Source organism: Pseudomonas sp. V88_4 (genome assembly GCF_029967985.1).
GTDB classification, from domain to species: Bacteria; Pseudomonadota; Gammaproteobacteria; order Pseudomonadales; family Pseudomonadaceae; genus Aquipseudomonas; species Aquipseudomonas glycinae.
Genome location: NZ_JASCAF010000041.1, coordinates 40,391 through 66,037, shown reverse-complemented (window position 1 = coordinate 66,037; position 25,647 = coordinate 40,391). Strand labels below are relative to the sequence as shown.

Annotated in this window: 23 protein-coding genes; 17 read left to right on the top strand and 6 right to left on the bottom strand. The window is 59.5% G+C overall.

The genetic code is table 11. The annotated features are described in order from the left end of the window. Nucleotides 1-158: 158 nt before the first annotated feature. The 8 genes from QLG12_RS17640 to QLG12_RS17605 all read left to right on the top strand — a co-directional run bounded on the left by QLG12_RS17640 (nt 159) and on the right by QLG12_RS17605 (nt 10,974). Nucleotides 159-2,990 carry a 2-oxoglutarate dehydrogenase E1 component gene (locus QLG12_RS17640; protein ID WP_011333115.1) on the top strand — a complete coding sequence of 944 codons (2,832 nt, stop codon included), beginning with the start codon at nt 159-161 and terminating at the stop codon, nt 2,988-2,990. A 42-nt stretch (nt 2,991-3,032) separates the two neighbouring features. Next, on the top strand, nt 3,033-4,256 hold the full coding sequence (gene odhB, locus QLG12_RS17635; protein WP_282474989.1) for a 2-oxoglutarate dehydrogenase complex dihydrolipoyllysine-residue succinyltransferase: 1,224 nt from the start codon (nt 3,033-3,035) through the stop codon (nt 4,254-4,256). A 97-nt stretch (nt 4,257-4,353) separates the two neighbouring features. Continuing rightward, nucleotides 4,354-5,790, top strand: coding sequence for a dihydrolipoyl dehydrogenase (gene lpdA, locus QLG12_RS17630; RefSeq protein ID WP_011333117.1), 1,437 nt, complete (start codon nt 4,354-4,356; stop codon nt 5,788-5,790). A 201-nt stretch (nt 5,791-5,991) separates the two neighbouring features. Beyond that, a complete protein-coding gene (gene sucC, locus QLG12_RS17625; protein WP_007959029.1) occupies nt 5,992-7,158 on the top strand; it encodes an ADP-forming succinate--CoA ligase subunit beta in 1,167 nt (388 codons plus the stop codon). Beyond that, nucleotides 7,158-8,042 carry a succinate--CoA ligase subunit alpha gene (gene sucD, locus QLG12_RS17620; RefSeq protein ID WP_011333119.1) on the top strand — a complete coding sequence of 295 codons (885 nt, stop codon included), beginning with the start codon at nt 7,158-7,160 and terminating at the stop codon, nt 8,040-8,042. Before sucC ends, sucD begins: the two co-directional genes overlap by 1 nt. Before the next feature lie 328 nt (nt 8,043-8,370). Next, complete coding sequence (gene brnQ, locus QLG12_RS17615) at nt 8,371-9,684, top strand: branched-chain amino acid transport system II carrier protein (RefSeq protein ID WP_282474988.1); 1,314 nt, start codon at nt 8,371-8,373, stop codon at nt 9,682-9,684. Nucleotides 9,685-9,835: 151 nt separating this feature from the next. Beyond that, nucleotides 9,836-10,573, top strand: a complete 738-nt coding sequence (locus QLG12_RS17610; RefSeq protein ID WP_011333121.1) for a DUF599 family protein — start codon at nt 9,836-9,838, stop codon at nt 10,571-10,573. Further along, on the top strand, nt 10,573-10,974 hold the full coding sequence (locus tag QLG12_RS17605) for an MAPEG family protein (RefSeq protein WP_127797328.1): 402 nt from the start codon (nt 10,573-10,575) through the stop codon (nt 10,972-10,974). Before QLG12_RS17610 ends, QLG12_RS17605 begins: the two co-directional genes overlap by 1 nt. 77 nt (nt 10,975-11,051) lie before the next feature. On the opposite strand, the gene QLG12_RS17600 is transcribed toward QLG12_RS17605, so the two are convergent. Further along, a complete protein-coding gene (locus tag QLG12_RS17600; RefSeq protein WP_011333123.1) occupies nt 11,052-11,288 on the bottom strand; it encodes a hypothetical protein in 237 nt (78 codons plus the stop codon). Nucleotides 11,289-11,446: 158 nt separating this feature from the next. Between QLG12_RS17600 and QLG12_RS17595 the strand changes: the two genes are divergently transcribed. The 4 genes from QLG12_RS17595 (at nt 11,447) to QLG12_RS17580 (ending at nt 15,155) form a co-directional block, all read left to right on the top strand. Next, nucleotides 11,447-11,923 (top strand): PaaI family thioesterase, encoded by a 477-nt coding sequence (locus tag QLG12_RS17595; RefSeq protein WP_197869602.1) that lies wholly within the window; start codon nt 11,447-11,449, stop codon nt 11,921-11,923. Beyond that, the gene (locus tag QLG12_RS17590) at nt 11,920-12,372 is read left to right on the top strand and encodes a PaaI family thioesterase (protein ID WP_007959014.1); all 453 of its coding nucleotides are present in this window, start codon (nt 11,920-11,922) and stop codon (nt 12,370-12,372) included. Before QLG12_RS17595 ends, QLG12_RS17590 begins: the two co-directional genes overlap by 4 nt. An 81-nt stretch (nt 12,373-12,453) precedes the next feature. Beyond that, nucleotides 12,454-14,358 carry a molecular chaperone HtpG gene (gene htpG, locus QLG12_RS17585; protein WP_282474987.1) on the top strand — a complete coding sequence of 635 codons (1,905 nt, stop codon included), beginning with the start codon at nt 12,454-12,456 and terminating at the stop codon, nt 14,356-14,358. Nucleotides 14,359-14,426: 68 nt separating this feature from the next. After that, the gene (locus QLG12_RS17580) at nt 14,427-15,155 is read left to right on the top strand and encodes a dienelactone hydrolase family protein (protein WP_282474986.1); all 729 of its coding nucleotides are present in this window, start codon (nt 14,427-14,429) and stop codon (nt 15,153-15,155) included. Between the two features lie 42 nt (nt 15,156-15,197). On the opposite strand, the gene QLG12_RS17575 is transcribed toward QLG12_RS17580, so the two are convergent. Together QLG12_RS17575 and QLG12_RS17570 are read right to left on the bottom strand one after the other, a co-directional pair. Further along, nucleotides 15,198-16,088 carry a pirin family protein gene (locus QLG12_RS17575; RefSeq protein WP_197869599.1) on the bottom strand — a complete coding sequence of 297 codons (891 nt, stop codon included), beginning with the start codon at nt 16,086-16,088 and terminating at the stop codon, nt 15,198-15,200. A gap of 61 nt (nt 16,089-16,149) precedes the next feature. Further along, nucleotides 16,150-16,566, bottom strand: coding sequence for an OsmC family protein (locus QLG12_RS17570; RefSeq protein ID WP_007959010.1), 417 nt, complete (start codon nt 16,564-16,566; stop codon nt 16,150-16,152). Nucleotides 16,567-16,719: 153 nt separating this feature from the next. On the opposite strand from QLG12_RS17570, the gene QLG12_RS17565 reads away from it, so the two are divergent. Continuing rightward, nucleotides 16,720-17,751 carry an amidohydrolase family protein gene (locus QLG12_RS17565; RefSeq protein ID WP_236193756.1) on the top strand — a complete coding sequence of 344 codons (1,032 nt, stop codon included), beginning with the start codon at nt 16,720-16,722 and terminating at the stop codon, nt 17,749-17,751. 130 nt (nt 17,752-17,881) lie between these two features. Beyond that, a complete protein-coding gene (locus QLG12_RS17560; RefSeq protein ID WP_197869597.1) occupies nt 17,882-19,507 on the top strand; it encodes a methyl-accepting chemotaxis protein in 1,626 nt (541 codons plus the stop codon). Between the two features lie 53 nt (nt 19,508-19,560). On the opposite strand, the gene QLG12_RS17555 is transcribed toward QLG12_RS17560, so the two are convergent. Genes QLG12_RS17555 through purM form a run of 3 tightly spaced genes read right to left on the bottom strand, consistent with a single transcriptional unit; the run spans nt 19,561 to nt 21,991 of the window. Next, nucleotides 19,561-20,274, bottom strand: coding sequence for a DUF3108 domain-containing protein (locus tag QLG12_RS17555; protein ID WP_007950391.1), 714 nt, complete (start codon nt 20,272-20,274; stop codon nt 19,561-19,563). A gap of 8 nt (nt 20,275-20,282) precedes the next feature. After that, a complete protein-coding gene (purN, locus tag QLG12_RS17550) occupies nt 20,283-20,933 on the bottom strand; it encodes a phosphoribosylglycinamide formyltransferase (protein WP_197869596.1) in 651 nt (216 codons plus the stop codon). Continuing rightward, nucleotides 20,933-21,991 (bottom strand): phosphoribosylformylglycinamidine cyclo-ligase, encoded by a 1,059-nt coding sequence (purM, locus tag QLG12_RS17545; RefSeq protein WP_007950393.1) that lies wholly within the window; start codon nt 21,989-21,991, stop codon nt 20,933-20,935. Before purM ends, purN begins: the two co-directional genes overlap by 1 nt. A gap of 374 nt (nt 21,992-22,365) precedes the next feature. Between purM and QLG12_RS17540 the strand changes: the two genes are divergently transcribed. The 3 genes from QLG12_RS17540 to hda all read left to right on the top strand — a co-directional run bounded on the left by QLG12_RS17540 (nt 22,366) and on the right by hda (nt 25,448). Then, nucleotides 22,366-23,424: a DUF2066 domain-containing protein gene (locus QLG12_RS17540; protein WP_282474985.1), complete on the top strand. Its 1,059-nt coding sequence runs from the start codon at nt 22,366-22,368 to the stop codon at nt 23,422-23,424. Between the two features lie 35 nt (nt 23,425-23,459). Beyond that, the gene (locus QLG12_RS17535; protein WP_064378666.1) at nt 23,460-24,533 is read left to right on the top strand and encodes an AI-2E family transporter; all 1,074 of its coding nucleotides are present in this window, start codon (nt 23,460-23,462) and stop codon (nt 24,531-24,533) included. A gap of 210 nt (nt 24,534-24,743) precedes the next feature. Beyond that, nucleotides 24,744-25,448: a DnaA regulatory inactivator Hda gene (hda, locus tag QLG12_RS17530; protein ID WP_007950396.1), complete on the top strand. Its 705-nt coding sequence runs from the start codon at nt 24,744-24,746 to the stop codon at nt 25,446-25,448. Nucleotides 25,449-25,647 lie beyond the last annotated feature (199 nt).

Here is a 25,647-nt window from a genome sequence, read left to right as displayed (position 1 = left end):
TCTTATTTTGAAGAAATGAGACAAGCAGGGGCATCCGGGCTGGTACCCGGACTATCAGTGTGATCCTAAGTGGCTTGTTTTGGTCGCTGCATTCGGACTTCTGCAAGCTTGCTCGGTGTCGGCACCGATGGTGTTCCCCTAACCGAGGGTGACCAAGCATGCAAGAAAGCGTGATGCAGCGCATGTGGAACAGCGCCTACCTTTCAGGTGGAAACGCTGCCTATGTGGAAGAGCTCTACGAGCTCTACCTGCACGACCCTAACGCTGTGCCAGAAGAGTGGCGCACCTACTTTCAGAAGCTGCCTGCCGACGGCAGCTCTGCCACCGATGTTTCGCACTCCACAATTCGCGATCATTTCGTGCTGCTGGCAAAGAACCAGCGCCGCGCCCAACCGGTTTCCGCCGGCAGCGTGAGCAGTGAGCACGAGAAGAAGCAAGTTGAAGTGCTGCGATTGATCCAGGCCTACCGTATGCGTGGCCACCAGGCAGCCCAGCTTGACCCGCTGGGGCTGTGGCAGCGTCCTGCACCTGCAGACCTGTCGATCAATCACTACGGCTTGACCAATGCCGATCTTGATACGACCTTCCGTGCCGGCGACCTGTTCATCGGCAAAGAGGAAGCGAGCCTACGCGAAATTCACGAAGCGTTGCAGCAGACATATTGCCGCACCATCGGCGCTGAATTTACGCACATCACCGATTCCGAGCAGCGCCAGTGGTTCCAGCAGCGTCTGGAAAGCGTGCGTGGCCGTCCGGAATATTCCGCGGACATCAAGAGCCACCTGCTCGAGCGCGTGACCGCCGGTGAAGGCCTGGAAAAATACCTGGGCACCAAATACCCGGGCACCAAGCGTTTCGGTCTGGAAGGCGGTGAAAGCCTGATTCCGATGCTCGACGAACTGATCCAGCGTTCCGGTTCCTACGGCACCAAGGAAGTCGTCATCGGCATGGCCCACCGTGGCCGTCTGAACGTACTGGTCAACACCTTCGGCAAGAACCCGCGCGAGCTGTTCGACGAGTTCGAAGGCAAGAAGAAGGTCGAGCTGGGTTCCGGTGACGTTAAATACCACCAGGGCTTCTCGTCCAACGTAATGACCACCGGCGGTGAAGTTCACCTGGCCATGGCGTTCAACCCGTCCCACCTGGAAATCGTTTCCCCGGTGGTCGAGGGTTCGGTTCGCGCCCGTCAGGATCGTCGCAACGACCCTACCGGTGAGAAGGTTCTGCCGATCTCCATCCACGGTGACGCGGCATTCGCCGGTCAAGGCGTGGTGATGGAAACCTTCCAGATGTCGCAGACCCGCGGTTTCAAGACCGGCGGTACCGTGCACATCGTGATCAACAACCAGGTCGGTTTCACCATCAGCAACCCGCTGGACTCGCGTTCCACCGAGTACGCGACCGACGTTGCGAAAATGATCCAGGCGCCGATCCTCCATGTGAATGGTGATGATCCGGAAGCCGTGTTGTTCGTGACCCAGTTGGCCATCGACTACCGCATGCAGTTCAAGCGTGACGTGGTGATCGACCTGGTCTGCTACCGTCGTCGCGGCCACAACGAGGCCGACGAGCCAAGCGGCACCCAGCCTCTGATGTATCAGCAGATCACCAAGCAGCGCACCACCCGTGAGCTGTACGCTGATCGTCTGACCCAGGCCGGTGTACTGGACGCAGAGCGTGTTCAGGCGAAAGTCGACGAATACCGCAACGCGCTGGACAACGGTCTGCACGTCGTGAAATCGCTGGTCAAAGAGCCGAACAAAGAGCTGTTCGTGGACTGGCGTCCGTATCTGGGCCACGCCTGGACTGCGCGTCACGACACTCGCTTCGACCTCAAGACCCTGCAGGAACTGTCCGCCAAGCTGCTGGAAATTCCGGAAGGCTTCGTGGTACAGCGTCAGGTCGCGAAGATCTACGAAGACCGTCAGAAGATGCAAGCCGGCGGCCTGCCGATCAACTGGGGTTACGCCGAAACCATGGCGTACGCGACCCTGGCGTTTGAAGGTCACCCGATCCGCATGACCGGTCAGGACATCGGCCGCGGTACGTTCTCGCACCGTCACGCTGTGCTGCACAATCAGAAAGATGCCGGTACCTACATTCCGCTCAAGCATCTGTATGAAGGTCAGCCACGCTTCGACCTGTACGACTCGTTCCTGTCGGAAGAGGCCGTACTGGCGTTCGAATACGGTTACTCGACCACCACGCCGAACGCGCTGGTGATCTGGGAAGCCCAGTTCGGCGACTTCGCCAACGGTGCACAGGTTGTTATCGACCAGTTCATCACCAGCGGCGAGCACAAGTGGGGCCGTCTCTGCGGTCTGACCATGCTGCTGCCACACGGCTACGAAGGCCAGGGCCCTGAGCACAGCTCGGCACGTCTTGAGCGTTACCTGCAGCTGTGCGCCGAGCACAACATTCAGGTGTGCATGCCGACCACCCCGGCCCAGATCTACCACTTGCTGCGCCGTCAGGTGATTCGCCCGCTGCGCAAGCCATTGGTCGTTCTGACTCCAAAGTCGCTGCTGCGCCACAAGCTGGCCATCTCGACCCTGGAAGATCTGGCCGAAGGTTCGTTCCAGACCGTTATCCCGGAAATCGATGCACTGGACCCGAAAAAGGTCGAGCGCGTTGTTCTGTGCAGCGGCAAGGTCTACTACGACCTGCTGGAAAAACGTCGTGCCGAAGGCCGCGAAGATATCGCCATCGTGCGTATCGAGCAGCTGTACCCGTTCCCTGAGGACGACTTGAAAGAAGTCCTGGCTCCTTACACCAATGCCAAAGCGGCCGTGTGGTGTCAGGAAGAGCCGATGAACCAGGGCGCCTGGTACTGCAGCCAGCACCACCTGCGTCGCAGCATCAGCAACCTCAACAAATCTCTCGTACTCGAGTACGCGGGCCGTGAGGCTTCTGCTGCCCCAGCATGTGGTTACGCATCGATGCACGCCGAGCAGCAGGAACAACTGCTGCAAGACGCGTTTACCGTTTAACGCCTTCGCGCACCTGAAACCGAATTTAAGGAACCACAGATAATGGCTATCGAGATCAAAGCCCCCACTTTCCCGGAATCGGTTGCCGATGGCACCGTTGCCACCTGGCACAAACAACCGGGCGACGCCGTCAAGCGTGACGAACTGATCGTCGACATCGAAACTGACAAAGTCGTACTGGAAGTGCTGGCTACCGCCGACGGCGTGCTGGGCGCAATTGTCAAGGGCGAGGGCGAAACCGTCCTGTCCGACGAAGTCCTGGGCTCCATCGTTGAAGGCGGCGCTGCATCCGCTGCTCCGGCTGCCGCTGCTGCTCCGGCCGCTGCCGCCGCTGCACCTGTTGCCGCTGATGGCGAAGACGACCCGATCGCAGCTCCTGCCGCGCGCAAGCTGGCTGAAGAGAACGGCATCAACATCGCTTCCGTTGCCGGCACCGGCAAAGGCGGTCGCGTGACCAAGGAAGACGTGGTTGCAGCCGTTGCTGCCAAGAAAGCCGCTCCGGCTGCCGCGCCTGCCAAGGCTGCTGCTCCGGCCGCCGCCGCTCCTGTGTTCGCCGCTGGCGACCGCATCGAGAAGCGCGTTCCGATGACCCGCGTTCGTGCCACCGTTGCCAAGCGTCTGGTTGAAGCTCAATCGAACATGGCGATGCTGACCACTTTCAACGAAGTCGACATGACCGAAGTCATGGCCCTGCGTTCGAAGTACAAGGACCTGTTCGAGAAGTCCCACAACGGCGTACGCCTGGGCTTCATGTCGTTCTTCGTCAAGGCTGCCACCGAAGCGCTGAAACGCTTCCCGGCGGTCAACGCTTCGATCGACGGCAACGACATCGTTTACCACGGTTATGCCGACATCGGCGTCGCAGTTTCCAGCGATCGTGGCCTGGTAGTTCCGGTTCTGCGTAACGCCGAGCACATGAGCCTGGCTGAAATCGAAGGCGGCATCGCCACCTTCGGCAAGAAAGCCCGTGACGGCAAACTGTCGATGGACGAAATGACCGGCGGTACTTTCACCATCACCAACGGTGGTACCTTCGGTTCGATGATGTCGACCCCGATCGTCAACCCGCCGCAGGCAGCGATTCTGGGCATGCACAACATCATCCAGCGTCCGATGGCCATCAACGGTCAGGTCGTGATCCGTCCGATGATGTACCTGGCGCTGTCCTACGATCACCGTCTGATCGATGGCAAAGAAGCTGTAACCTTCCTGGTGACCATCAAGAACCTGCTGGAAGATCCGGCTCGTCTGTTGCTGGATATCTGATAGAAGCAGCTGCAAGCTTCGAGCAACAAGCCGCAAGAAAGGGCGGCTTGGCTTGAAGCTTGTGGCTTGAAGCTTTTCGCTAAAGAGGATTTTTTGAATGTCGCAGAAATTTGACGTAGTAGTGATCGGTGCGGGCCCTGGCGGCTACGTGGCAGCCATCAAGGCCGCTCAACTCGGCCTGAGCACTGCCTGCATCGAGAAGTACACCGATGCTGAAGGCAAGCAAGCCCTGGGCGGCACCTGCCTGAACGTAGGCTGCATTCCTTCCAAGGCGCTGCTGGACAGCTCCTGGAAATACAAGGAAGCGAAAGAAAGCTTCAACGTCCACGGTATCTCGACCGGCGAAGTCAAAATGGACGTCGCTGCGATGGTTGGCCGCAAGGCTGGCATCGTCAAGAACCTGACCGGCGGTGTTGCCACCCTGTTCAAGGCCAACGGCGTTACTTCGATCCAGGGCCACGGCAAGCTGCTGGCTGGCAAGAAAGTCGAAGTCACCAAGCCGGACGGCTCGGTTGAAGTCATCGAAGCCGAAAACGTCATCCTGGCTCCAGGTTCGCGCCCGATCGACATTCCACCGGCTCCGGTCGATCAGAAAGTCATCGTCGATTCGACTGGCGCTCTGGAATTCCAATCCGTACCTAAACGTCTGGGCGTGATTGGCGCTGGCGTGATCGGTCTGGAACTGGGTTCGGTCTGGTCGCGTCTGGGTGCAGAAGTGACTGTCCTGGAAGCCCTGGACACCTTCCTGATGGCAGCGGACACCGCGGTTTCCAAGGAAGCGCTGAAAACCCTGACCAAACAGGGTCTGGACATCAAGCTGGGCGCCCGTGTAACCGGCTCGAAAGTGAACGGCGACGAAGTCGTTGTGAACTACACCGACGCCAACGGCGAACAGACCATCACTTTCGACAAGCTGATCGTAGCCGTTGGTCGCCGTCCGGTGACCACTGATCTGCTGGCTGCCGACAGCGGCGTGACCCTGGACGAGCGCGGTTTCGTGCACGTTGACGATCACTGCGCCACCACTGTACCGGGCGTTTACGCCATCGGCGACGTGGTTCGCGGCATGATGCTGGCTCACAAGGCCTCGGAAGAGGGCATCATGGTTGTCGAGCGCATCAAGGGCCACAAGGCCCAGATGAACTATGACCTGATCCCTTCGGTTATTTATACTCACCCGGAAATCGCATGGGTCGGTAAAACCGAGCAGGCCTTGAAAGCTGAAGGCGTTGAAGTTAACGTCGGCACCTTCCCGTTCGCAGCATCCGGCCGTGCCATGGCCGCCAACGATACCGGTGGTTTCGTCAAGGTCATCGCCGATGCCAAGACTGACCGCGTATTGGGCGTGCACGTGATTGGCCCGAGCGCCGCAGAACTGGTTCAGCAGGGCGCGATCGGTATGGAATTCGGCACCAGCGCTGAAGACCTGGGCATGATGGTTTTCTCCCATCCGACCCTGTCTGAAGCCTTGCACGAAGCCGCTTTGGCAGTGAATGGCGGCGCCATCCACATTGCCAACCGCAAGAAGCGTTAAGACACACAATAAGAAACCACGGCGGTACGGCCCGTCGTGAGCCTTGCGTGCAAGACTCACCGCGGAATGTCCGCTGGACGCAGCCTTGCGTAGCTGCACCGGGTATCCGGAAAGGCTACGCAAGCAGCAGTCACAGGTGGCGCGGCACTCATAAAGAGCGCAGCGCCGAATGCGCAGTACCTAACGAAGACGGTAAAAAGCATGAATCTTCACGAGTATCAGGGTAAGCAGCTGTTCGCTGAATACGGCCTGCCAGTTTCCACTGGTTTCGCAGTAGACACCCCGGAAGCAGCAGCAGAAGCTTGCGACAAAATCGGCGGCAACGAGTGGGTTGTCAAAGCCCAGGTTCACGCCGGTGGTCGCGGTAAAGCGGGCGGCGTCAAGCTGGTTCGCAGCAAAGAAGACGCCAAAGCCTTCGCACAGCAGTGGCTGGGCAAGCGTCTGGTGACTTACCAGACTGACGCCAATGGCCAGCCAGTCACCAAGATCCTGGTTGAATCGTGCACTGATATCGCTAAAGAGCTGTACCTGGGCGCTGTCGTTGACCGTTCGAGCCGTCGCATCGTGTTCATGGCTTCCACCGAAGGTGGCGTGGACATCGAGAAAATCGCTCACGACACTCCAGAAAAAATTCTGAAAGCCACTATCGATCCACTGGTTGGCGCTCAGCCATTCCAGGGTCGCGAGCTGGCATTCCAGCTGGGTCTGGAAGGCAAGCAGGTTGCTCAGTTCGCCAAGATCTTCGTAGGTCTGGCCAAGCTGTTCAAGGATCACGACCTGGCTCTGCTGGAAGTGAACCCGCTGGTGATCAAGGCTGACGGCGATCTGCACTGCCTGGACGCCAAGATCAACATCGACGCCAACGCAATGTACCGTCAGCCAAAGCTGAAGACTTTCCACGATCCGTCGCAGGACGATCCGCGCGAAGCGCACGCTGCCAAGTTCGAACTGAACTACGTAGCACTGGAAGGCAACATCGGCTGCATGGTGAACGGTGCCGGCCTGGCCATGGGTACCATGGACATCGTCAACCTGCACGGCGGCAAGCCAGCCAACTTCCTCGACGTAGGTGGTGGTGCTACCAAAGAACGCGTGACCGAAGCTTTCAAAATCATTCTGTCCGACAGCAATGTCGCCGCAGTACTGGTTAACATCTTCGGCGGCATCGTTCGTTGCGACATGATTGCCGAAGGCATCATCGGTGCAGTGAAAGAAGTCGGCGTGAAAATCCCGGTTGTTGTTCGTCTTGAAGGCAACAACGCTGAACTGGGCGCTAAAGTACTGGCAGAAAGCGGTTTGAACATCATCGCTGCTACCAGCCTGACCGACGCTGCTCAACAAGTCGTTAAAGCTGCGGAGGGCAAGTAATGAGCGTCCTGATCAATAAAGACACCAAAGTAATCTGCCAGGGCTTCACCGGTGCGCAGGGTACTTTCCACTCCGAACAAGCCATTGCCTACGGCACCAAAATGGTTGGCGGCGTGACGCCAGGCAAGGGTGGCACCACTCACCTGAACCTGCCAGTGTTCAACACCGTGAAAGAAGCTGTAGAAGCCACTGGCGCCACCGCCAGCGTCATCTACGTTCCGGCTCCTTTCTGCAAGGACTCGATCCTGGAAGCAGCTTTCGGCGGCATCAAGCTGATCGTCTGCATCACCGAAGGCATTCCTACCCTGGACATGCTGGACGCCAAAGTTAAGTGCGACGAGCTGGGTGTTACCCTGATCGGCCCTAACTGCCCAGGCGTGATCACCCCAGGCGAATGCAAGATCGGCATCATGCCAGGTCACATCCACTTGCCAGGCAAGGTCGGTATCGTTTCCCGTTCCGGCACCCTGACCTACGAAGCTGTTAAGCAGACCACTGACGCCGGTTTCGGTCAGTCGACTTGCGTCGGCATCGGCGGTGACCCGATCCCGGGTTCGAACTTCATCGACATCCTGAAGCTGTTCCAGGAAGATCCGAAGACCGAAGCGATCGTCATGATCGGCGAGATCGGCGGTTCGGCTGAAGAAGAAGCGGCTGCCTACATCAAGGCCAACGTGACCAAGCCGGTTGTTTCCTACATCGCTGGTGTGACTGCTCCTCCGGGCAAGCGCATGGGCCATGCTGGCGCAATCATCTCCGGCGGCAAAGGCACTGCAGACGAGAAATTCGCTGCTCTGCAAGACGCAGGCGTGAAAACCGTGCGTTCGCTGGCAGACATCGGCAAGGCCCTGGCCGAGCTGACTGGCTGGGAAGTGAAGAAGTAAGCTTCGGCTGACTTTTTAGCTCCAGCAACAAAGGCCACCTTCGGGTGGCCTTTGTCGTTACTGGCGTTCGGGTGGACGATGGCAATTTATAAGCACTCACCCAATAACATGCAAAAACGCGACACAGAAACGTCGCGTATCGGATAGTTCGCCCTCTAACAGTGCGTTTGTCGGGCAAATTCGTTAGGCTAGCCGCCATTTTGCGTCTGCCGCCCACAAGGCATGCAACGCGCTAAACGGGTCAGTCTTATACGGATTGACAGCATTTCCCTAACCCCACAGGGAAATCCCCCTCTAAATTCCGATTCAGTAGTGTGGTATTTCCTTAATGAAAGTTTTGAAAGGTCAGGACATCCTGGCACTTGGCTTTATGACATTCGCCCTGTTCGTCGGGGCTGGCAACATCATCTTCCCGCCTATCGTCGGTTTGCAGTCCGGGCCTAACGTCTGGATCGCGGCGCTGGGCTTCCTGATCACGGCAGTCGGTCTGCCGGTGGTCACCGTGGTTGCACTGGCCAAGGTCGGTGGCGCAATGGACGCCCTGAGCAGCCCGATCGGCAAGATTGCCGGCGGCGTGCTGGCAGCGGCTTGCTATCTCGCGGTGGGCCCGTTGTTCGCGACCCCGCGTACCGCGACCGTCTCCTTTGAAGTAGGTCTGGCACCGTTGACCGGTGAGAGCCCGCTGGCACTGTTCCTCTACAGTTCGGTGTACTTCCTGCTGGTGTTCTGCATTTCGCTCTACCCCGGGCGTCTGCTGGACACCGTCGGTCGCTTCCTCGCGCCCCTGAAGATCATTGCCCTGGCCGTGCTCGGCATCGCCGCGTTCGCGCTGCCGGCCGGTGACATCGGCGTAGCCACCCCGGAATACGTCGCGGCACCGTTCTCCCAAGGCTTCATCAATGGTTACCTGACCATGGATACCCTGGGCGCGCTGGTGTTCGGCATCGTCATCGTCAACGCGATCCGCTCCCGTGGCGTCGAGTCGCCGGCGCTGATCACCCGTTACGCGATCATCGCCGGGCTGATTGCCGGTGTCGGTCTGGCGCTGGTGTATGTCAGCCTGTTCCGCCTGGGTTCCGGCAGCCACGAAGTCGCTGCGGGCGCGACCAACGGCGCCGCGGTGCTGCACGCTTACGTGCAACACACCTTCGGTTCGCTGGGCAGTGGTTTCCTTGCCGTGCTGATTTCCCTGGCGTGCCTGGTGACGGCGGTTGGCCTGACCTGCGCCTGTGCCGAATACTTCAGCCGCGTATTGCCGCTGTCCTACAAGACTCTGGTGATCATCCTGGCGGCGTTCTCGCTGCTGGTGTCCAACCTGGGCCTGACCAAGCTGATCGCGTTCTCGATCCCGGTGCTGACTGCGATCTACCCGCCGTGCATCGTGCTGGTGGCCCTGAGCTTCTGCGCCGCGTTCTGGCATGAGCAGAGCCGCATCATGGGCCCGGTGATGCTGGTGTCGTTCGTGTTCGGCACCATCGATGCGTTGAAAGGTGCAGGCATGGCTGACTGGATGCCATCGCAACTGGCCCACCTGCCGCTGAGCGAGCAAGGTCTGGCGTGGCTGGTGCCGTGCGTGATGACTCTGGTGGTTGCCGTGGTTTGCGACCGCCTGCTGGGCAAGCGCGCCGAAGCACTCGCCTAAGATTGCCGGGCCGCCACAAGCGGCTCCCGGGCGATTAAACAGAAATGCCCCGTATCAATCGATACGGGGCATTTTTTATGGGCTTCAGGCAGTGTCTTTTTCCCCCGGCTAACGTCGAAGTGGAGCCGAAATCTTCATCACAGGGAATTGCATGTCGTTCATCCAAGCCAACCTGATCCATCTGCTGGCCGCGCTCTGGTTTGTCATCTGCTGGGGCGGTTACACCCGTTATGCCACCTGGAAGGGCCGTGACACGGCGTGCCTGGCCAGCGTGCTGCACCTGTACCGCGAAGACTGGATGCGCCGCATGCTGCTGCGTGACAACCGTATTGCCGACGCCAGCGTAATCGGCAATCTTGAACGCAACGCCTCGTTCTTCGCCTCCAGCACACTGATTATCCTGGCGGGCATCCTGACCGTGCTCGGTGCTTCCGAGCGCGCGGTGTCGCTGCTGGCAGACATTCCGATGGTGCAACAGGCCTCGCAGGGGATGTCGGAGATCAAGTTGCTGTGCCTGGCGCTGGTGTTCGTCTATGCCTTCTTCACCTTCAGCTGGTGCATGCGCCAATACAACTTCGCCGCCATTCTGGTCGGCTCGGCCCCGATGATCGGTGAGCGGCAGGTCTCGGAGCAGGAGCGCAAGGCGTTCGCCTCGCGGGCGGCGCGGGTGATTTCGATGGCGGCCAACCAGTTCAACTTCGGTCTGCGCTCCTATTACTTCGGGATGAGCATGCTGGCGTGGTTCGTCAGCCCGTGGCTGTTCATGTTGATGAGCGCAGGCGTGGTGCTGGTGTTGTATCGCCGGGAGTTTCATTCCGACGTGCTCGATGTAATGGTCTATACCCCTACAGAGGCGCCATTGCCCGAAGCGAACAAAGAGGCTGCTTGATGAGTATTCCGTTCTGGTGTGTGTTTATCAGTGCATTGTTGATCTACGTGGCGCGTATGCCGGTCGGCAAGGCCATGAAAGAGCAGGGCGGTTACAACAACCACTTGCCGCGTCAGCAGCAGGCGCAACTCACCGGTTATGGGGCCCGGGCGCTGGCGGCACATCAGAACAGCATCGAAGCGTTCATCCTGTTTGCCGTTGGAGTGCTGATGGCACACACCACGCAGACGGCGGGATGGCTGATCGATACACTGGCGATCATCTTTGTGATCTCACGGATTTTCTATCTGTGGTTCTACCTGGCGGATATTCCCACGCTGCGCAGTCTGGTCTGGCTGGTCGGCTTAGTATGTTCATTGTTGCTGATGATTAGTCCGACTTTTAGAACGGTCTTGCTCTAAGCCGGCATGGGCAAAAAATCACAGGCAAAAGAAAACCCGCACTTGGCGGGTTTTCTTTTTGGCCAGCGAGAAGCGGCTTATTGCTTCTTGGCAGCTTCTTCTTGCGCTGCAGCGTTCGATTCGGCCTGATCTTTGGCGGCTTCGGCATTTTCTTTCGCCGCGTCGTTCACTTTATCCTGAGCTTCGTTCATTTTCTGCTGAGCTTGTTCAGCATGTTGGTTGGCATCTTGAGCTTTGTCCTCGGATTTTTTATCGCAGGCAGCGAGACCGAGGGAAGCGGTCAACATCAAGGCAATAGCTAAAGTCTTACGCATGGGGTGTTTCTCCTTATGGAAAATAACTACTGGCCTTAAGAACTCGCGCCCAAGGGTTAAGTTCCTCATTTGTTTCAGATATATAAGTTTGTTTTGCAATGGAACTTTTGCTGTTCTTTCCACTACCGGGAACAGCGACTAACAAGAGTAATTATCAAATGGCCGAAAACCCCGTTTTTGAGCGTGCGACACGGTTTCTCTCGGCCCTGCGTCACTGTCAGGTACTGGGATTGAAAGTGCACAGCGCCAGCCACGAAGGCCTGACGGTGGTGCTGCCGTACAGTGCGCAGATCGTCGGCAACCCGCTGACCGGCGTGGTCCACGGCGGGGCGATCACTTCGCTGATGGACACTGCATGCGGCATGTCGACCCTGTGCGTGCTGCCGGAATTCGAAGTCTGCCCGACCCTCGATCTGCGCATCGACTACATGCACGCCGCCGAGCCACATAAAGACGTGTTTGGCTTCGCCCAATGTTATCGAGTCACCACCGATGTGATCTTCGCTCGCGGCTTTGCCTATCAGGATGATCCCGAGCAGCCGATTGCCCATGTCGTCGGTACTTTCATGCGCATGGGCAAAGGCCTTAAAGGCACGAAAGGCTTTGGTGGCGCAATCAAGGGAGAAAGCCCATGAGCGACGATTTCAAGCAGCAACTGCAAGAGGCACACGAAAAGGGTGACTATGCGCCGCTGCTGAAGCTGATTCCCTATGCCGGGCTGATTGGTGTCGAGTGTTCGCGGGTCGGTGATGACTTGCTGTTCAAACTGCCGGCGAACAAGGACAACATTGGTAACCCTTTATTGCCGGCGATCCATGGCGGGGTGATTGCCGGGTTCATGGAACTGTCCGCCGCTCTGCACTTGCTGATTTTCACCGGTGCGCCCGGTGTGCCGAAGATTATCGATTTCTCCCTCGATTACCTGCGGGCCGGGCAATTTCGCGACACCTGGGCCCGGTGTCAGGTCTGCCGTCAGGGCCGGCGGGTAGCCAATGTCGCGGTCACGGCCTGGCAAAGCACCGAAAGTGAACCGATCGCGACCGCCCGCGCGCATTTCAAAATCGATGAGCCCTTGAAATCCTGAAGCACGCCCCCAACTCACAGAACAACCCGCCGCCGACCGGCAAGGTCGCGGCCAATGCCATCTGATTGGAGTTTGATGACCATGAGTGTGGAAACTCAAAAGGAAACCCTGGGCTTCCAGACCGAGGTGAAGCAACTGCTGCACCTCATGATCCATTCGCTGTATTCCAACAAGGAAATCTTCCTTCGCGAATTGATCTCGAACGCCTCTGACGCCGTCGACAAATTGCGCTTCGAAGCCCTGGCAAAGCCTGAGTTGCTCGAAGGTGGCGATGAACTGAAAATCCGTGTGAGCTTCGACAAGGACGCCAAGACCGTCACCCTCGAAGACAACGGCATCGGCATGAACCGTGACGATGTGATCACCCACCTGGGTACCATCGCCAAATCCGGCACCGCCGATTTCATGAAAAACCTGTCCGGCGATCAGAAGAAGGATTCGCATCTGATCGGTCAGTTCGGTGTGGGCTTCTACTCGGCATTCATCGTTGCTGACAAAGTTGACGTGTACAGCCGTCGCGCCGGCACCGCTGCCAGCGAAGGCGTGCACTGGTCGTCGAAAGGCGAGGGCGAATTCGAAGTCGCCACCCTCGACAAGCCGGAGCGCGGCACCCGCATCGTCCTGCACCTGAAATCCGGTGAAGACGAGTTTGCCGATGGCTGGCGTCTGCGCAACATCATCAAGAAGTACTCCGACCACATCGCGCTGCCGATCGAGCTGCCGAAAGAAGTGGCCGCTGCCGAAGGTGAAGAGAAGCCTGAAGTTGAATGGGAAACCGTCAACCGCGCCAGCGCTCTGTGGACCCGTCCTCGCACCGAAGTGAAGGACGAGGAATACCAGGAGTTCTACAAACACATCGCCCACGACTTCGAAAACCCGCTGTCGTGGAGCCACAACAAGGTTGAAGGCAAGCTCGAGTACAGCTCGTTGCTGTACGTGCCGAACCGCGCACCGTTCGATCTGTACCAGCGTGAAGCGCCAAAAGGCCTGAAGCTGTACGTGCAGCGCGTGTTCGTGATGGATCAGGCCGAGTCCTTCCTGCCGCTGTACCTGCGCTTCATAAAAGGTGTGGTCGACTCCAACGACCTGTCGCTGAACGTGTCGCGGGAAATCCTGCAGAAAGACCCGATCATTGACTCGATGAAGTCGGCGCTGACCAAGCGTGTTCTGGACATGCTGGAAAAACTGGCAAAGAACGAGCCTGAGCAATACAAGGGCTTCTGGAAAAACTTCGGCCAGGTCATGAAAGAAGGCCCGGCAGAAGATTTCGCCAACAAGGAAAAAATTGCCGGTCTGCTGCGTTTCGCATCGACCAACGGCACCGATGGCGAGCAGATCGTCGGTCTGGCCGAGTACCTGGCGCGCGCCAAGGAAGGTCAGGACAAGATCTACTACCTCACCGGCGAAACCTACGCGCAGGTCAAGAACAGCCCGCACCTGGAAGTCTTCCGCAAGAAAGGCATCGAAGTGCTGCTGCTGACCGACCGTATCGACGAGTGGCTGATGAGCTACCTCAACGAGTTCGACGGCAAGAGCTTTGTCGACGTCGCGCGCGGTGACCTGGACCTGGGCAACCTGGACTCGGAAGAGGACAAGAAGGCCGCAGAAGAAGTCGCCAAGTCGAAAGAAGGTCTGGTCGAGCGTCTGAAAACCGCACTGGGCGATTCCGTTGCCGAAGTCCGGGTTTCCCATCGCCTGACCGATTCGCCGGCAATCCTGGCGATTGGCGAGCAGGACCTGGGTCTGCAAATGCGTCAGATCCTCGAGGCCAGTGGGCAGAAGGTGCCGGATTCGAAGCCGATCTTCGAATTCAACCCGAGCCACCCGCTGATCGAGAAGCTCGACAACGAGGCCAGCGAAGATCGCTTCAGCGACCTGTCGCACATCCTCTTCGACCAGGCCGCCCTGGCGGCGGGCGACAGCTTGAAAGACCCGGCCGCTTACGTGAGCCGTCTGAACAAGCTGCTGGTTGAGCTGTCGGCCTGATCAAGCTGTAGAAAAACCCGCTTCGGCGGGTTTTTTCATTCTGGAATTCAACCAATCTGGAGTCAGAAATGAGCCAAGTCACTGTACGTTCCGTGGTCTATCAGATTGACGGCCAGCCTTATGAAGGTCGCCTGGCGTTCGATGCCGAGCACAAGGGCGCGCGTCCGGGCCTGCTGATGGCGCCAAACTGGATGGGTGTCAGCGCTGGCGCTGAAGAGATCGCCACATCGGTGGCGGCCAAGGGGTATGTGGTGCTGATCGCTGACGTATACGGCCAGGCCGTGCGTCCGCAGAACGCTGATGAGGCCGGTGCGGCGATGATGCCACTGAAGAATGATCGTGCGCTGCTGCGCAAGCGTATGCAGGCCGCGTTCGAACACTTGCAGAAGCAGGGCGAAGCGTCGGTCGATACCTCGAAACTGGCGGTGTTCGGTTTCTGCTTCGGCGGCTGCTGTGCGCTGGATCTGGCTCGCACCGGTGCCTCGGTGAAAGCGGCGGTGTCGTTCCACGGCACCCTGGATTCGCCGAATCCGGCGGATGCCAAGAACATCAAGGGCTCGGTGCTGGTGCTGCACGGTGCTTCCGATCCGCTGGTGCCGAAAGAGCAGTTGCCGGCATTCGAAGACGAGATGAATGCTGCTGGTGTGGACTGGCAGTTGCTGAGCTACGGCGGCGCGGTGCACTCGTTCACCGATCCGCACGCCAATGTGCCGGGCAAGATGATGTACGACGCGAAGACCGCAGCGCGGGCGTTCAAGTCGATGCATGACTTGCTGGAAGAAGTGTTCAAAGGCTGATTCGGTTGAAAGCACTCCCACGCCTGGCGTGGGAGTGCTGGTTTAAAGCGGTGTCGGCTCGCTGCGTGATTTCGGCAGTTCGATCCGCTCGACTTCCCCCGGCACCGTCGGCCAGTCCCCGGCCGCCCACTTGCGCCGCGCCTCATCGATCGCCGCCGGATCGCTCGCAACAAAGTTCCAGTTGATCCGCCGTGGCCCGTCCAGTGGCGCACCACCGAACAACACCGCGTGGCTGTCGCTTTCGGCGAACAGGCTCATCTCTTCCCCGGTCGGCAACACCACCAGTGCATGGGGTTCGACCGCTTCGCCATTCAGCTGCACATCACCACTCAACACGTACAGCGCCCGCTCTTCATGCTCGGTCGGGATCAGCAGTGTGGTCGCGGTTTGCATCTTCAATTCGGCATACAGCGTAGGAGAAAGCACCGGCACCGGCGATTCCAGGCAAAAGCCTGACCCGGCGATCATGCGGATCTGTACACCGAGGTTATCGCTGACCGGCAAGGTCGAGGCCGGGTGGTGGCTGTAATGCCCCGGGCCTTGTTCGTGATCCCTGGGCGAGGCGAGCCAGATTTGCAGGCCGTGCATCTTGAAGCTTTGTTCCCACAGCGGTTCGGGCGTGCGCTCGACGTGAGCGATCGCCGTGCCGGAGGTCATCCAGCTGACATCGCCGGCGCTGACCACCTGATCCGAACCCAGGCTGTCCTTGTGCTGGATCTGCCCGTCGAACAAATACGTAAGGGTCGACAGACCGATGTGCGGGTGCTGTCGGATGTTCATGCCTTTGCCCGCCGGATAAACCGTTTCGAGCATGTGGTCGAAAAACACGAAAGGCCCGACGCTGCGGCATTTGGCTGACGGCAGCGGGCGCAAGATCGGCTGGCCTTCGACGTCTTCGGCGCGCGGGCGGATGATCAGGGGTTGGGTGTCCATGGTCCATTCCAGGCTGGGCGGGTGATGCGTGGAGCATAACCCGCCGGTGTCGTCGTGGTGATTACTGGCTGTCGAAGCCGACTGGTGCGTGGGTTTCGATGGTGACTTCGCTGGTGGTCATCAGCTTGTGGATCGGGCAGCGATCGGCTACGCGCAGCAGTTCTTCGCGCTGGGCATCGGTGAGCACGCCCTTCAGGGTAAGGGTCACGTGCAGGGCGTACTTGCCTTTCTGTTCCTGGCTGTTGTCGCGTTTGACCTCAACGCCGACGCCGGTCAGCGGGATATCCTTTTTCTTCGCGTACAGCTTCAGGGTCAGAGCCTTGCAGGCACCGAGGGCGGCGTCGAAGTAATCGTGCGGCTCGGGAGCCGAGCCCTCACCGCCGGCAGTCGTCGGGACATCGGCAAACAGCTCATGCTCATCGATCTGAACGGTGTGGCGAAAACCCTCGGCGGACACGGTATTGACGGTAACGGTCATGTGAACCTCGCAAGCAGTAGGAAAAGGGATTCGATCAAAAAAGACCTTGCAGGTATAGAGCATTTCCCACACAGGCGCGTTCCACTTTCTTGCCGGGTGAACCCTCGTTGCCCGGCGAGGGTCTAGGCTATGCCTGTCTGCCGGAGAATGCTTGTGTCCGTGTTTCGTTTGAGCCTTGCCGTCCTGATGGTTTTCACCGGCGCCGCCAGCGCCCGGGAATACACCTACAGTGACGCGCACCTGCATTACGTGGATTTTTTCCAGGAAACTGCCGGCATGCCGAAATTGCTCACGGCCATGAAGGAAAACTCCATTGAGCATGTGATGATTTCCGGCATTCCCGTGGCGAAGAAATGGCACGAAGACGAGCCGAAGCGCCCGCGTTATTACGCTGGCGATGATGCCGATGCCTATTGGTACAGTGCGACGGACGTGATCGTCGCCGACGCGGTGCAGAAGCTCACGCCGGAGCAGCGCCGGTCCTTTCACCCGTTTCTTTCAGGCTTCAACCCCAACGACAAGAACTCCGCCGCGCACATCCAGCGCATGCTCGATCTGTATCCCGGCTTGTGGCAGGGCATCGGCGAGGTCTTCACCCGTCACGACGATCTCACGGCACTCACCTCCGGCGACACGCCACGCGCCAATAATGAAGCCATGACCCGCATCTATCACCTGGCCGCCGAAAACGATCTGCCGGTGATGCTGCATTCCAACATCACCTCCAAGCGTGAGAGGAATCCGCTGTACCTGAAGGAAATCGAAGAGCCGCTGCGTAATCATCCGCACACCCGGTTTATCTGGGCGCATGCTGGCACGAGTGCCGAAATCCATCGTCATCAGACGCAGCTGGATTTTCTGCTGCCGACCCTGACGCGAATGCTGGAGACATACCCGAACCTGTTCATTGATCTGTCGTGGAGCCTGCTGACGCCTTATCTGCTGGATGAAAAGGGTCAGCCGCGACCCGAGTGGGTGCAACTGGTGGAGCGCTATCCGGATCGCTTCATGATTGGTTCGGACGTGGTCGGGCGATTCAACAAACTCGGTAAGGAAATTCATAGCTTCAAGCCGTTTCTCGACGCCTTGCCTGAGGCAGTCGCGAAAAAAGTCGCACGGGACAACTTCCTGGCGATCTTGCCGCGAACAGCGCTGAAGTCCGGTCAACCCGCGCTGAATCGTTAATGCCGACGGTTCGTAGGATCAAGGCCTTTTGATATCGCGTTTTGGTCTTACGCATTTTTTAAAAGGGCCGATACCTTCTAGAGCAACCAGCTGCAGGGTTGATGCAGCGCTTTTGGAAGGAGCCAGAGCAATGAGTATCCGTAGTCTCAATATTGCGCCCCGGGCCGGGCTGGGTTTTGGCGTGCTGGCGCTGATGGTGTTTGCCCTTGGGGCGTTTGCCCTGCTGCAGATGTCAAACATGCGCGCGCAGTCCGACGAGGTCGACAATAACTGGCTGCCCAGCGTGATGGCGGTGGGCGAGATGAGCCAGGACATGTTGCGTCTGCGCGCGTTGACCATGCGCCTGTTGCTCAATCGCGATCCGCAGGCGCTGGATCAGAACGTGGCCAAGCTCAATGATTTGCGCGGTGTGCTGAGTGAAGCCCAGCAACGCTACGACATCCTGATCGCATTGCCCGAAGAGCGCGCGCTGTTCGACCGCTTCAAGGTCGCCGAACACAAGTATCTGGAGTTTCAAGCGCAGGTGATGACCTTGTCTGCTCAGGGACGAGTGGAAGAGGCGGCCGCCATTCTCAATGGGCAGATGAGCCCCCTGGCGGATGAAATTGCAGTGACCCTGCGTGAACTGGTCGAGTTGAACAAGCACAACGCCAATCTGGCCACTGAGGCCGCACGTTTGGTGTTCACTAACTCGCGAGTGTGGGTCGGGGTGATGATCGGCATCACCGCGCTGATTACCGTTGCCCTTGCGTTGTTACTGACCCGCAGCATCGTGCTGCCGCTCTCGCAATCACTCAGTGTTGCGGAAGTGGTGGCCGGTGGCGATCTGACCGGGGATATCAGCATTTCCGGCAAGGACGAACCGGCGCGGCTGCTGCACGCGCTCAAGAGCATGCAGCACAACCTGCGTGACACCATCCGCCGGATCTCGGAGTCCTCCAGTCAACTGGCCTCGGCTTCGGAGGAATTGAGCTGTGTTACCGAAGACGCCACGCGGGGGCTGCACCAGCAGAGTCTGGAAATTGAACAGGCGGCCACGGCGGTCAATCAGATGACCGCTGCCGTGGAAGAGGTGGCGAGCAATGCCGTCGCGACTTCCGAGGCCTCCCGTGAATCAGATCGAATTGCCCAGCATGGCCGTGAGCAGGTCCAGCAGACCGTGTCGTCCATCGAGCTGCTGGCGAACGATGTCACCGCCAATGCCGCGCAGGTGGAGGATCTGGCGCAGAAGGTCTACAGCATCAGCAAAGTGCTGGATGTGATCCGTTCGATTGCCGAGCAGACCAATCTGCTGGCGCTGAACGCGGCGATCGAGGCTGCACGGGCGGGAGATGCCGGACGGGGTTTTGCGGTGGTGGCGGACGAAGTGCGGGCGCTGGCCCATCGCACTCAGCAGTCGACGCAGGAGATCGAGCAGATGATCGGCGGCATCCAGCAGGGCACCGACTCGGCGGTCAGCTCGATGCAGCAGAGCAACGTCCGGGCGCGTTCGACGCTGGAGTTGGCGAAGGCCGCCGGCGTTGCACTTGAGGAAATCGCTTCGGCGTTCACCTTGATCAACGAGCGCAATCTGGTGATCGCCAGTGCGTCGGAAGAGCAAGCGGCCGTGGCGCGGGAAGTGGACCGCAACCTGATGAATATTCGTGATCTGGCGATGCAGACGTCTGCCGGGGCCAATCAGACCAGTGCCGCGAGTCAGGAGCTGTCGCGGCTGGCGGTGGACCTGAACAGCATGGTCGCCAAATTCTCGGTCTGATCAGCGTTCGACAGGCGAAAAAAAGCCCCGCGTTTGCGGGGCTTTTCTTTGGATCAGCTGCCTTTGACCGTCTTGCCGTTGACCGTACCGTCGAGGAGCATGATGTTGTACTCCTTGCCGTCGGTTTCGACCTGTTGCAGGCGAACCAGCAGGTAATCCCAGTCCTTGGCGAACCACAGGACGGTGATGCGCTTGCTTTGTGTCGGATCGCGGACGCGCTCGACCTTGATCGCATCGATCTGGCCGGCCTTGGTTTCGACTTTTTCCGAACCCAGCACGCGGAAGTCGTAGGTATCGACTTCGCCATCATCGACCACCTGATAGCTCATGCTTTTCTTGCCGGCGGCCACGTCATGCTGCAGCGCCAGTTGATAGGTGGATTTGTCGACCATGCCGCGGTTGAGCGGGATTTTCACCGCGTCGCCGCGGTCGGTGCCGGTCACCAGCTTGTTGGCCCAGTCGAAGTCCAGGTCAGCCTTTTTCGCCTTGCCCAGACCACCGCGTTCAAAGTGGTAGGACTGTGGCAGCAGGGTGTCCTTGTCCAGGGTCAGGGTGCTTTCCTCGGACAGGCTGGCAATCATCATCGAGGCCTTGAAGCTGAGCTTCCAGACGCCGTTGGCCTGTTTGGTCAGGCTGCGCTCGGCAGTGCCGCTCATGGGCAACTGTTTCCAGTCGGCGGTGTAGCTGGCGGAGAACGGTTGAAGGTCTGCCGCCTGGGCAAAAGGCAGGGCGAGCAGAGCGCAAGCGAAGAGCAGGGCGCGACGCATAATATCTCCTAGTTTCGAATCAAGTGACCGCTGGCCGGCAATGGCTGGCCATCCAGTAAAGCACCTTGCTCGCCGAGGCTCAGCCGTCCTTCGGCGAACCAGCGTACGGCCATCGGGTAGATCAGGTGTTCCTGAACGTGAACCCGCTGCGCCAGACTTTGCGGCGAATCGTGCAACTCTACCGGTATTACTGCCTGTACGACCAGTGGTCCGCCATCGAGTTCCTCGGTGACGAAGTGCACGGAGCAGCCGTGTTCGGCATCGCCGGCCTCCAGCGCGCGCTGATGAGTGTGTAACCCTTTGTATTTGGGGAGCAGCGACGGGTGGATGTTGAGCAGGCGACCCTGGTAGTGACGGACGAAGTCAGCGCTGAGAATGCGCATGAAGCCGGCCAGTACCACGAGTTTGGGGTTGAATTGGTCGATCAGTTCGATCAGAGCGGTATCGAAGGCCTCGCGGCCCTCGAATCCCTTGTGATCCAGCGAGCGGGTGGCGATACCCGCGTCACTGGCGCGTTGCAGGCCGTAGGCGTCGGCGCGGTTGGAAATCACCGCAGCGATGCGGACCGGGCTGTCGCCGGTCCGCGTGCTGTCGATCAGGGCCTGCAAGTTACTGCCGGTGCCGGACAACAGCACCACGACATCACAGGTCTGGGACATCAGTGAGCCTTGAGGTTCTTCAGTTCGACCTGGGCCGCGCCTTCGGCAGCGACAGCGATCTGACCGATGACCCAAGGCTGCTCGCCGGCGTCACGCAGGGTGTTCAGGGCAACTTCAACGTGCTCCTGAGCCACGCAGATCACCATGCCCACGCCGCAGTTCAGTACGCGGTGCATTTCGGTTTCGTCGACGTTGCCTTTCTCTTGCAGCCAGTCGAAAACGGCCGGGCGGTTCCAGCTGGCCACGTCAACCACGGCCTGAGCGCCTTTTGGCAGAACGCGCGGGATGTTGTCCAGCAGGCCGCCACCGGTGATGTGGGCCATGGCCTTGACCGCGCCGGTGTCCTTGATCAGCTTGAGCAGCGGCTTCACGTAGATGCGGGTCGGGGCCATCAGCAGTTCGGTCAGCGGCTTGCCGTCGAGCTGAACGGTTTCGATGTCGGCACCGGACACTTCGATGATCTTGCGGATCAGCGAGTAGCCGTTGGAGTGCGGGCCGGACGATGGCAGGGCGATCAGGGCGTCACCGGTGGCGACTTTCGAGCCGTCGATGATTTCGGCTTTTTCCACGACGCCGACGCAGAAACCGGCCAGGTCGTAGTCTTCGCCTTCGTACATGCCAGGCATTTCAGCGGTTTCGCCGCCGACCAGCGAGCAGCCAGCCAGTTCGCAGCCTGCACCGATACCGGTAACCACGGTGGCAGCTACGTCGACGTTCAGCTTGCCGGTGGCGTAGTAGTCGAGGAAGAACAGCGGCTCGGCGCCGCACACCACCAGATCGTTGACGCACATGGCGACCAGGTCCTGGCCGATGCTGTCGTGCTTGTTCAGGTTCAGCGCCAGGCGCAGCTTGGTGCCGACGCCGTCAGTACCGGAAACCAGTACCGGCTGTTTGTAACCGGCCGGGATCTCGCAGAGGGCGCCGAAACCGCCCAGGCCGCCCATGACTTCCGGGCGCGCAGTGCGCTTGGCGACGCTCTTGATGCGTTCGACCAATGCTTCACCGGCGTCGATGTCTACACCGGCGTCCTTGTAGCTCAGGGAGGGTTGCTTGCTCATGATCCAGGCCTTTAGGGGAGGGGATTCAGGGGTAACGACCGAGTTCAGCGGGAGCGCCGAATCCGACAGGGGCGATTGCCTCACGCGAAGTTCGGGGTGCCCGGCTGTTGCCGGTCTGCGAAGGCGCGCGATTTTATCAGGCTTGAGGGGCAGCGGCCATCCTCACGCCGACGGGCAGGGGCATATCGGTGGAAAAATTTTGCAATTGACGCTGTGGGCGACATCACGGGTGCCTGTATAAGGAACCGTCTATCGTTAGGACTGTGCAAAAACTTACCGACCGCGTGTGAATGTTTTGCGACGGCCTGTGGTCACAGGCTTGCAGAACGGTACACGCGGCCTGTTCCAGCCGCTCTTGTCGACGGGAATTCTCCATGGGTTTGTGTAAATTGCTGTTAGTGGGTGGTTTGTCTCTGATCAGCCTGGCGAGTCAGGCCGAAAATCTCAAAGGTCTTTATCAGGTGCGCGAACCGGTCACTGGCCAGTCGCCAGAGGAGCGCGATCGCGCGACCCAGGCCGCACTGGATACGCTGGTGCTGCGCCTGACCGGTGACCCGAAAGCCCCGCAAAACCCAGGGCTGGCGCCGGTTCGCAAGGATCCGCAGCAGATTATCAGTCAGTTCGGTTTCGATGCCGGGCCGCCGGAAGTGCTGAAAGTCGATTTCGACCCGGGAACCACCGAACAGGCGTTGCGCCGCGCCGGGCTGGCGCTGTGGGGCGCCAATCGGCCTTCGATCCTGAGCTGGTGGCTGAACGATTCGAGCGAAGGTTCGAGCCTGGTGGGCGACGGTCAGGCCAGTGCCGCGCCGTTGCGCCGTGCGGCCCAGCACCGTGGCTTGCCGTTGCGACTGCCGTTGGCGGACTTGAGCGAGCAATTGGTCGCTACGGCACCGGCGCTTGAAGGCGCCGACCCGGCGCCATTGCGCGATGCCTCTGAACGCTACAACGCCGATGCCTTGCTCGCCGTGCACACCCGCGAAGAAGGCGGACAATGGCAGGCTAAATGGCAACTGTGGCTGGGCGATAAAAAAGAGGCGGGCAACGTGCAGGGCGCGGATCAGGCTGGCGTGACCGATGCGGTGATGCTGGCGGTCGCTGAGCGTCTGGCACCTCGCTTTGTTGCCAAGCCGGGCGCGTCCGGCCAGCAGACCCTGGAAGTCCAGGGCATGAATCTGGAGCACTATGCGGTGCTGCTGCGGTTACTCGAACCGTTTGGCGTGCGTCTGCAGAGTGTCGATGCCGATCGCATCCTGTATCGGGTCAACGGCAGTGCCGATCAGTTGCGGGCGCAATTATCGCTGGCGAAGCTGCAGGAGCTGCCTGCCGAGGCGCCCGCTCCGGTCGCTGCGCCGCAACCTACGGTCGCCGGGGCACCGGCAGTGGTTGCGCCGACGCCGACACCGGCAGCACCGTCCTTGCGGTTCCGTTGGTAGGTTTTCTTTCTTATATATAAGCAATGGAGTGTTACATGGCCGATACGCGGCGTTGGTTCTGGCTCGGTGGGGTGCTCCTGCTTTGCGCGTTTGTCTGGTTGCTGCATCCGATCCTCACGCCGTTTCTGGTGGCGCTGCTGCTCGCGTACCTGTTCGATCCGCTCGTTGATCGTCTGGAGCGTCTGGGGTTGTCCCGTACCTGGGGTGTGATTGCGGTGTTCGCCTTGTTCACCCTGATCGTCACTGCGCTGTTGCTGGTGCTGGTGCCGATGCTCGCCAAGCAATTGCTGCGGCTGTATGAACTGGCGCCGCAAATGCTCGACTGGTTGCAGCACACCGCCGTGCCGTGGGCGCAATCGAAGCTGGGGCTGTCGGACGGCTTCTGGAAATTCGACAAGGTCAAAGCCGCCATCAGCGAGCACATGGGCCAGACCACTGACATCGTCGGTGTGGTGCTGAGCCAGGCGACGGCCTCGAGCCTGGCGCTGATCGGCTGGCTGGCGAATCTGGTGCTGATCCCGGTGGTGAGCTTTTACCTGCTGCGTGACTGGGACGTGATGATGGCCAAGATCCGTGGCCTGTTGCCCCGTGACCGCGAGGAACGCGTGGTGGCGCTGGCGGGTGAATGCCATGAAGTGCTGGGCGCGTTCGTGCGCGGGCAATTGCTGGTGATGCTGGCGCTGGGCGTGATCTATGCGGCCGGTCTGATGATTGTCGGCCTGGAGCTGGGCCTGTTGATCGGTCTGATCGCGGGGCTGGCGGCGATTGTGCCGTACATGGGGTTCGTGATCGGCATCGGTGCGGCGTTGATTGCCGGGTTGTTCCAGTTCGGTGGCGATCTGTATCCGATGATCGGAATCGTCGCGGTGTTCATGGTCGGTCAGGCGCTGGAAGGCATGGTGCTGACGCCTTTGCTGGTGGGGGACCGGATCGGTCTGCATCCGGTGGCGGTGATCTTCGCGATTCTGGCCGGTGGCGAGCTGTTCGGTTTCACCGGTGTGCTACTGGCATTGCCGGTGGCGGCGGTGATCATGGTGCTGGTGCGGCATGTCCACGATCTGTACAAGGATTCCGAGATTTATAGCGGGGTGGATGAGCCGGAGTTGTAATCGTGAAGCGCGGGCCGTCCGGTGGATCACCGGGTTGGCCCGTCTCCTGCAGGCCATGGCGCCAAAGAAACTGTCATAAAACCAGCATGTTAACGCAAACCTTTGATTTTGCTTGGGGTCTGTCGCATTGTGCGCTCCGCTTCACGGGTATAAACTTCGCTCACTTTACACAGAGGCCACTAACGGTTCCTTGGGAACTGTTCAGTCAGCATGAAACCGATTCAGCTGCCCCTAGGTGTGCGTCTGCGTGACGACGCCACCTTTATCAACTACTACCCAGGCGCCAATGCCGCTGCACTCGGCTATGTCGAGCGTCTATGCGAAGCCGACGCCGGCTGGACCGAAAGCCTGATCTATCTGTGGGGCAAGCACGGGGTAGGGCGTACGCATCTGTTGCAGGCCGCGTGCCTGCGCTTCGAACAGATGGGTGAACCGGCGGTGTACCTGCCGCTGGCGGAGTTGATGGATCGCGGCATCGAAATTCTCGACAACCTCGAACAGTACGAACTGGTCTGTCTGGACGACTTGCAGGTGATTGCCGGCAAGGCGGACTGGGAAGAGGCGATGTTTCATCTGTTCAACCGTCTGCGTGACAGCGGTCGACGTCTGCTGATTGCAGCGTCCACTTCGCCGCGTGAACTGCCGATCAAACTGGCTGACCTGAAATCGCGCCTGACCCTGGCGCTGATCTTCCAGATGCGCCCGCTCTCCGACGAAGACAAATTACGTGCCTTGCAACTGCGTGCATCACGTCGCGGTCTGCACCTGACCGACGAAGTCGGGCATTTTATTTTGACTCGCGGTACCCGCAGCATGAGCGCGCTTTTCGATCTGCTGGAGCAGCTCGATCAGGCCTCTTTGCAGGCTCAGCGCAAGCTGACCATTCCCTTCCTGAAAGAAACCCTGGGCTGGTAAAACCGGGGCTTTCAGCCGGTTTTGGCATATTTCAGGCGCCAGAAAACCCGCTTTCCTGTGGGGTGCACAGGCCGCGTCTCGATTCAAATAGGCTTAAGCGCTTAGATGTTAACGAGAAACCGGGAAGTCACAAAAAGATCGATTGAATTTGCAAATGAGGCTGATAGCGGGCATAGTCTCGGCTTCTTTACAACTATCA

Bases quoted from the DNA above. Each gene is read 5' to 3' on its own strand.
- QLG12_RS17595 (WP_197869602.1), top strand. From the start codon at position 11,447: ATGGCCGAAAACCCCGTTTTTGAGCGTGCGACACGGTTTCTCTCGGCC.
- sucD (WP_011333119.1), top strand. From the start codon at position 7,158: ATGAGCGTCCTGATCAATAAAGACACCAAAGTAATCTGCCAGGGCTTC.
- hda (WP_007950396.1), top strand. From the start codon at position 24,744: ATGAAACCGATTCAGCTGCCCCTAGGTGTGCGTCTGCGTGACGACGCC.
- QLG12_RS17540 (WP_282474985.1), top strand. From the start codon at position 22,366: ATGGGTTTGTGTAAATTGCTGTTAGTGGGTGGTTTGTCTCTGATCAGC.
- brnQ (WP_282474988.1), top strand. From the start codon at position 8,371: ATGAAAGTTTTGAAAGGTCAGGACATCCTGGCACTTGGCTTTATGACA.
- QLG12_RS17570 (WP_007959010.1), bottom strand. From the start codon at position 16,566: ATGACCGTTACCGTCAATACCGTGTCCGCCGAGGGTTTTCGCCACACC.
- QLG12_RS17555 (WP_007950391.1), bottom strand. From the start codon at position 20,274: ATGCGTCGCGCCCTGCTCTTCGCTTGCGCTCTGCTCGCCCTGCCTTTT.
- QLG12_RS17560 (WP_197869597.1), top strand. From the start codon at position 17,882: ATGAGTATCCGTAGTCTCAATATTGCGCCCCGGGCCGGGCTGGGTTTT.
- odhB (WP_282474989.1), top strand. From the start codon at position 3,033: ATGGCTATCGAGATCAAAGCCCCCACTTTCCCGGAATCGGTTGCCGAT.
- purN (WP_197869596.1), bottom strand. From the start codon at position 20,933: ATGTCCCAGACCTGTGATGTCGTGGTGCTGTTGTCCGGCACCGGCAGT.
- QLG12_RS17575 (WP_197869599.1), bottom strand. From the start codon at position 16,088: ATGGACACCCAACCCCTGATCATCCGCCCGCGCGCCGAAGACGTCGAA.
- QLG12_RS17535 (WP_064378666.1), top strand. From the start codon at position 23,460: ATGGCCGATACGCGGCGTTGGTTCTGGCTCGGTGGGGTGCTCCTGCTT.
- purM (WP_007950393.1), bottom strand. From the start codon at position 21,991: ATGAGCAAGCAACCCTCCCTGAGCTACAAGGACGCCGGTGTAGACATC.
- htpG (WP_282474987.1), top strand. From the start codon at position 12,454: ATGAGTGTGGAAACTCAAAAGGAAACCCTGGGCTTCCAGACCGAGGTG.
- QLG12_RS17605 (WP_127797328.1), top strand. From the start codon at position 10,573: ATGAGTATTCCGTTCTGGTGTGTGTTTATCAGTGCATTGTTGATCTAC.
- QLG12_RS17610 (WP_011333121.1), top strand. From the start codon at position 9,836: ATGTCGTTCATCCAAGCCAACCTGATCCATCTGCTGGCCGCGCTCTGG.
- QLG12_RS17600 (WP_011333123.1), bottom strand. From the start codon at position 11,288: ATGCGTAAGACTTTAGCTATTGCCTTGATGTTGACCGCTTCCCTCGGT.
- QLG12_RS17640 (WP_011333115.1), top strand. From the start codon at position 159: ATGCAAGAAAGCGTGATGCAGCGCATGTGGAACAGCGCCTACCTTTCA.
- lpdA (WP_011333117.1), top strand. From the start codon at position 4,354: ATGTCGCAGAAATTTGACGTAGTAGTGATCGGTGCGGGCCCTGGCGGC.
- QLG12_RS17580 (WP_282474986.1), top strand. From the start codon at position 14,427: ATGAGCCAAGTCACTGTACGTTCCGTGGTCTATCAGATTGACGGCCAG.
- sucC (WP_007959029.1), top strand. From the start codon at position 5,992: ATGAATCTTCACGAGTATCAGGGTAAGCAGCTGTTCGCTGAATACGGC.
- QLG12_RS17590 (WP_007959014.1), top strand. From the start codon at position 11,920: ATGAGCGACGATTTCAAGCAGCAACTGCAAGAGGCACACGAAAAGGGT.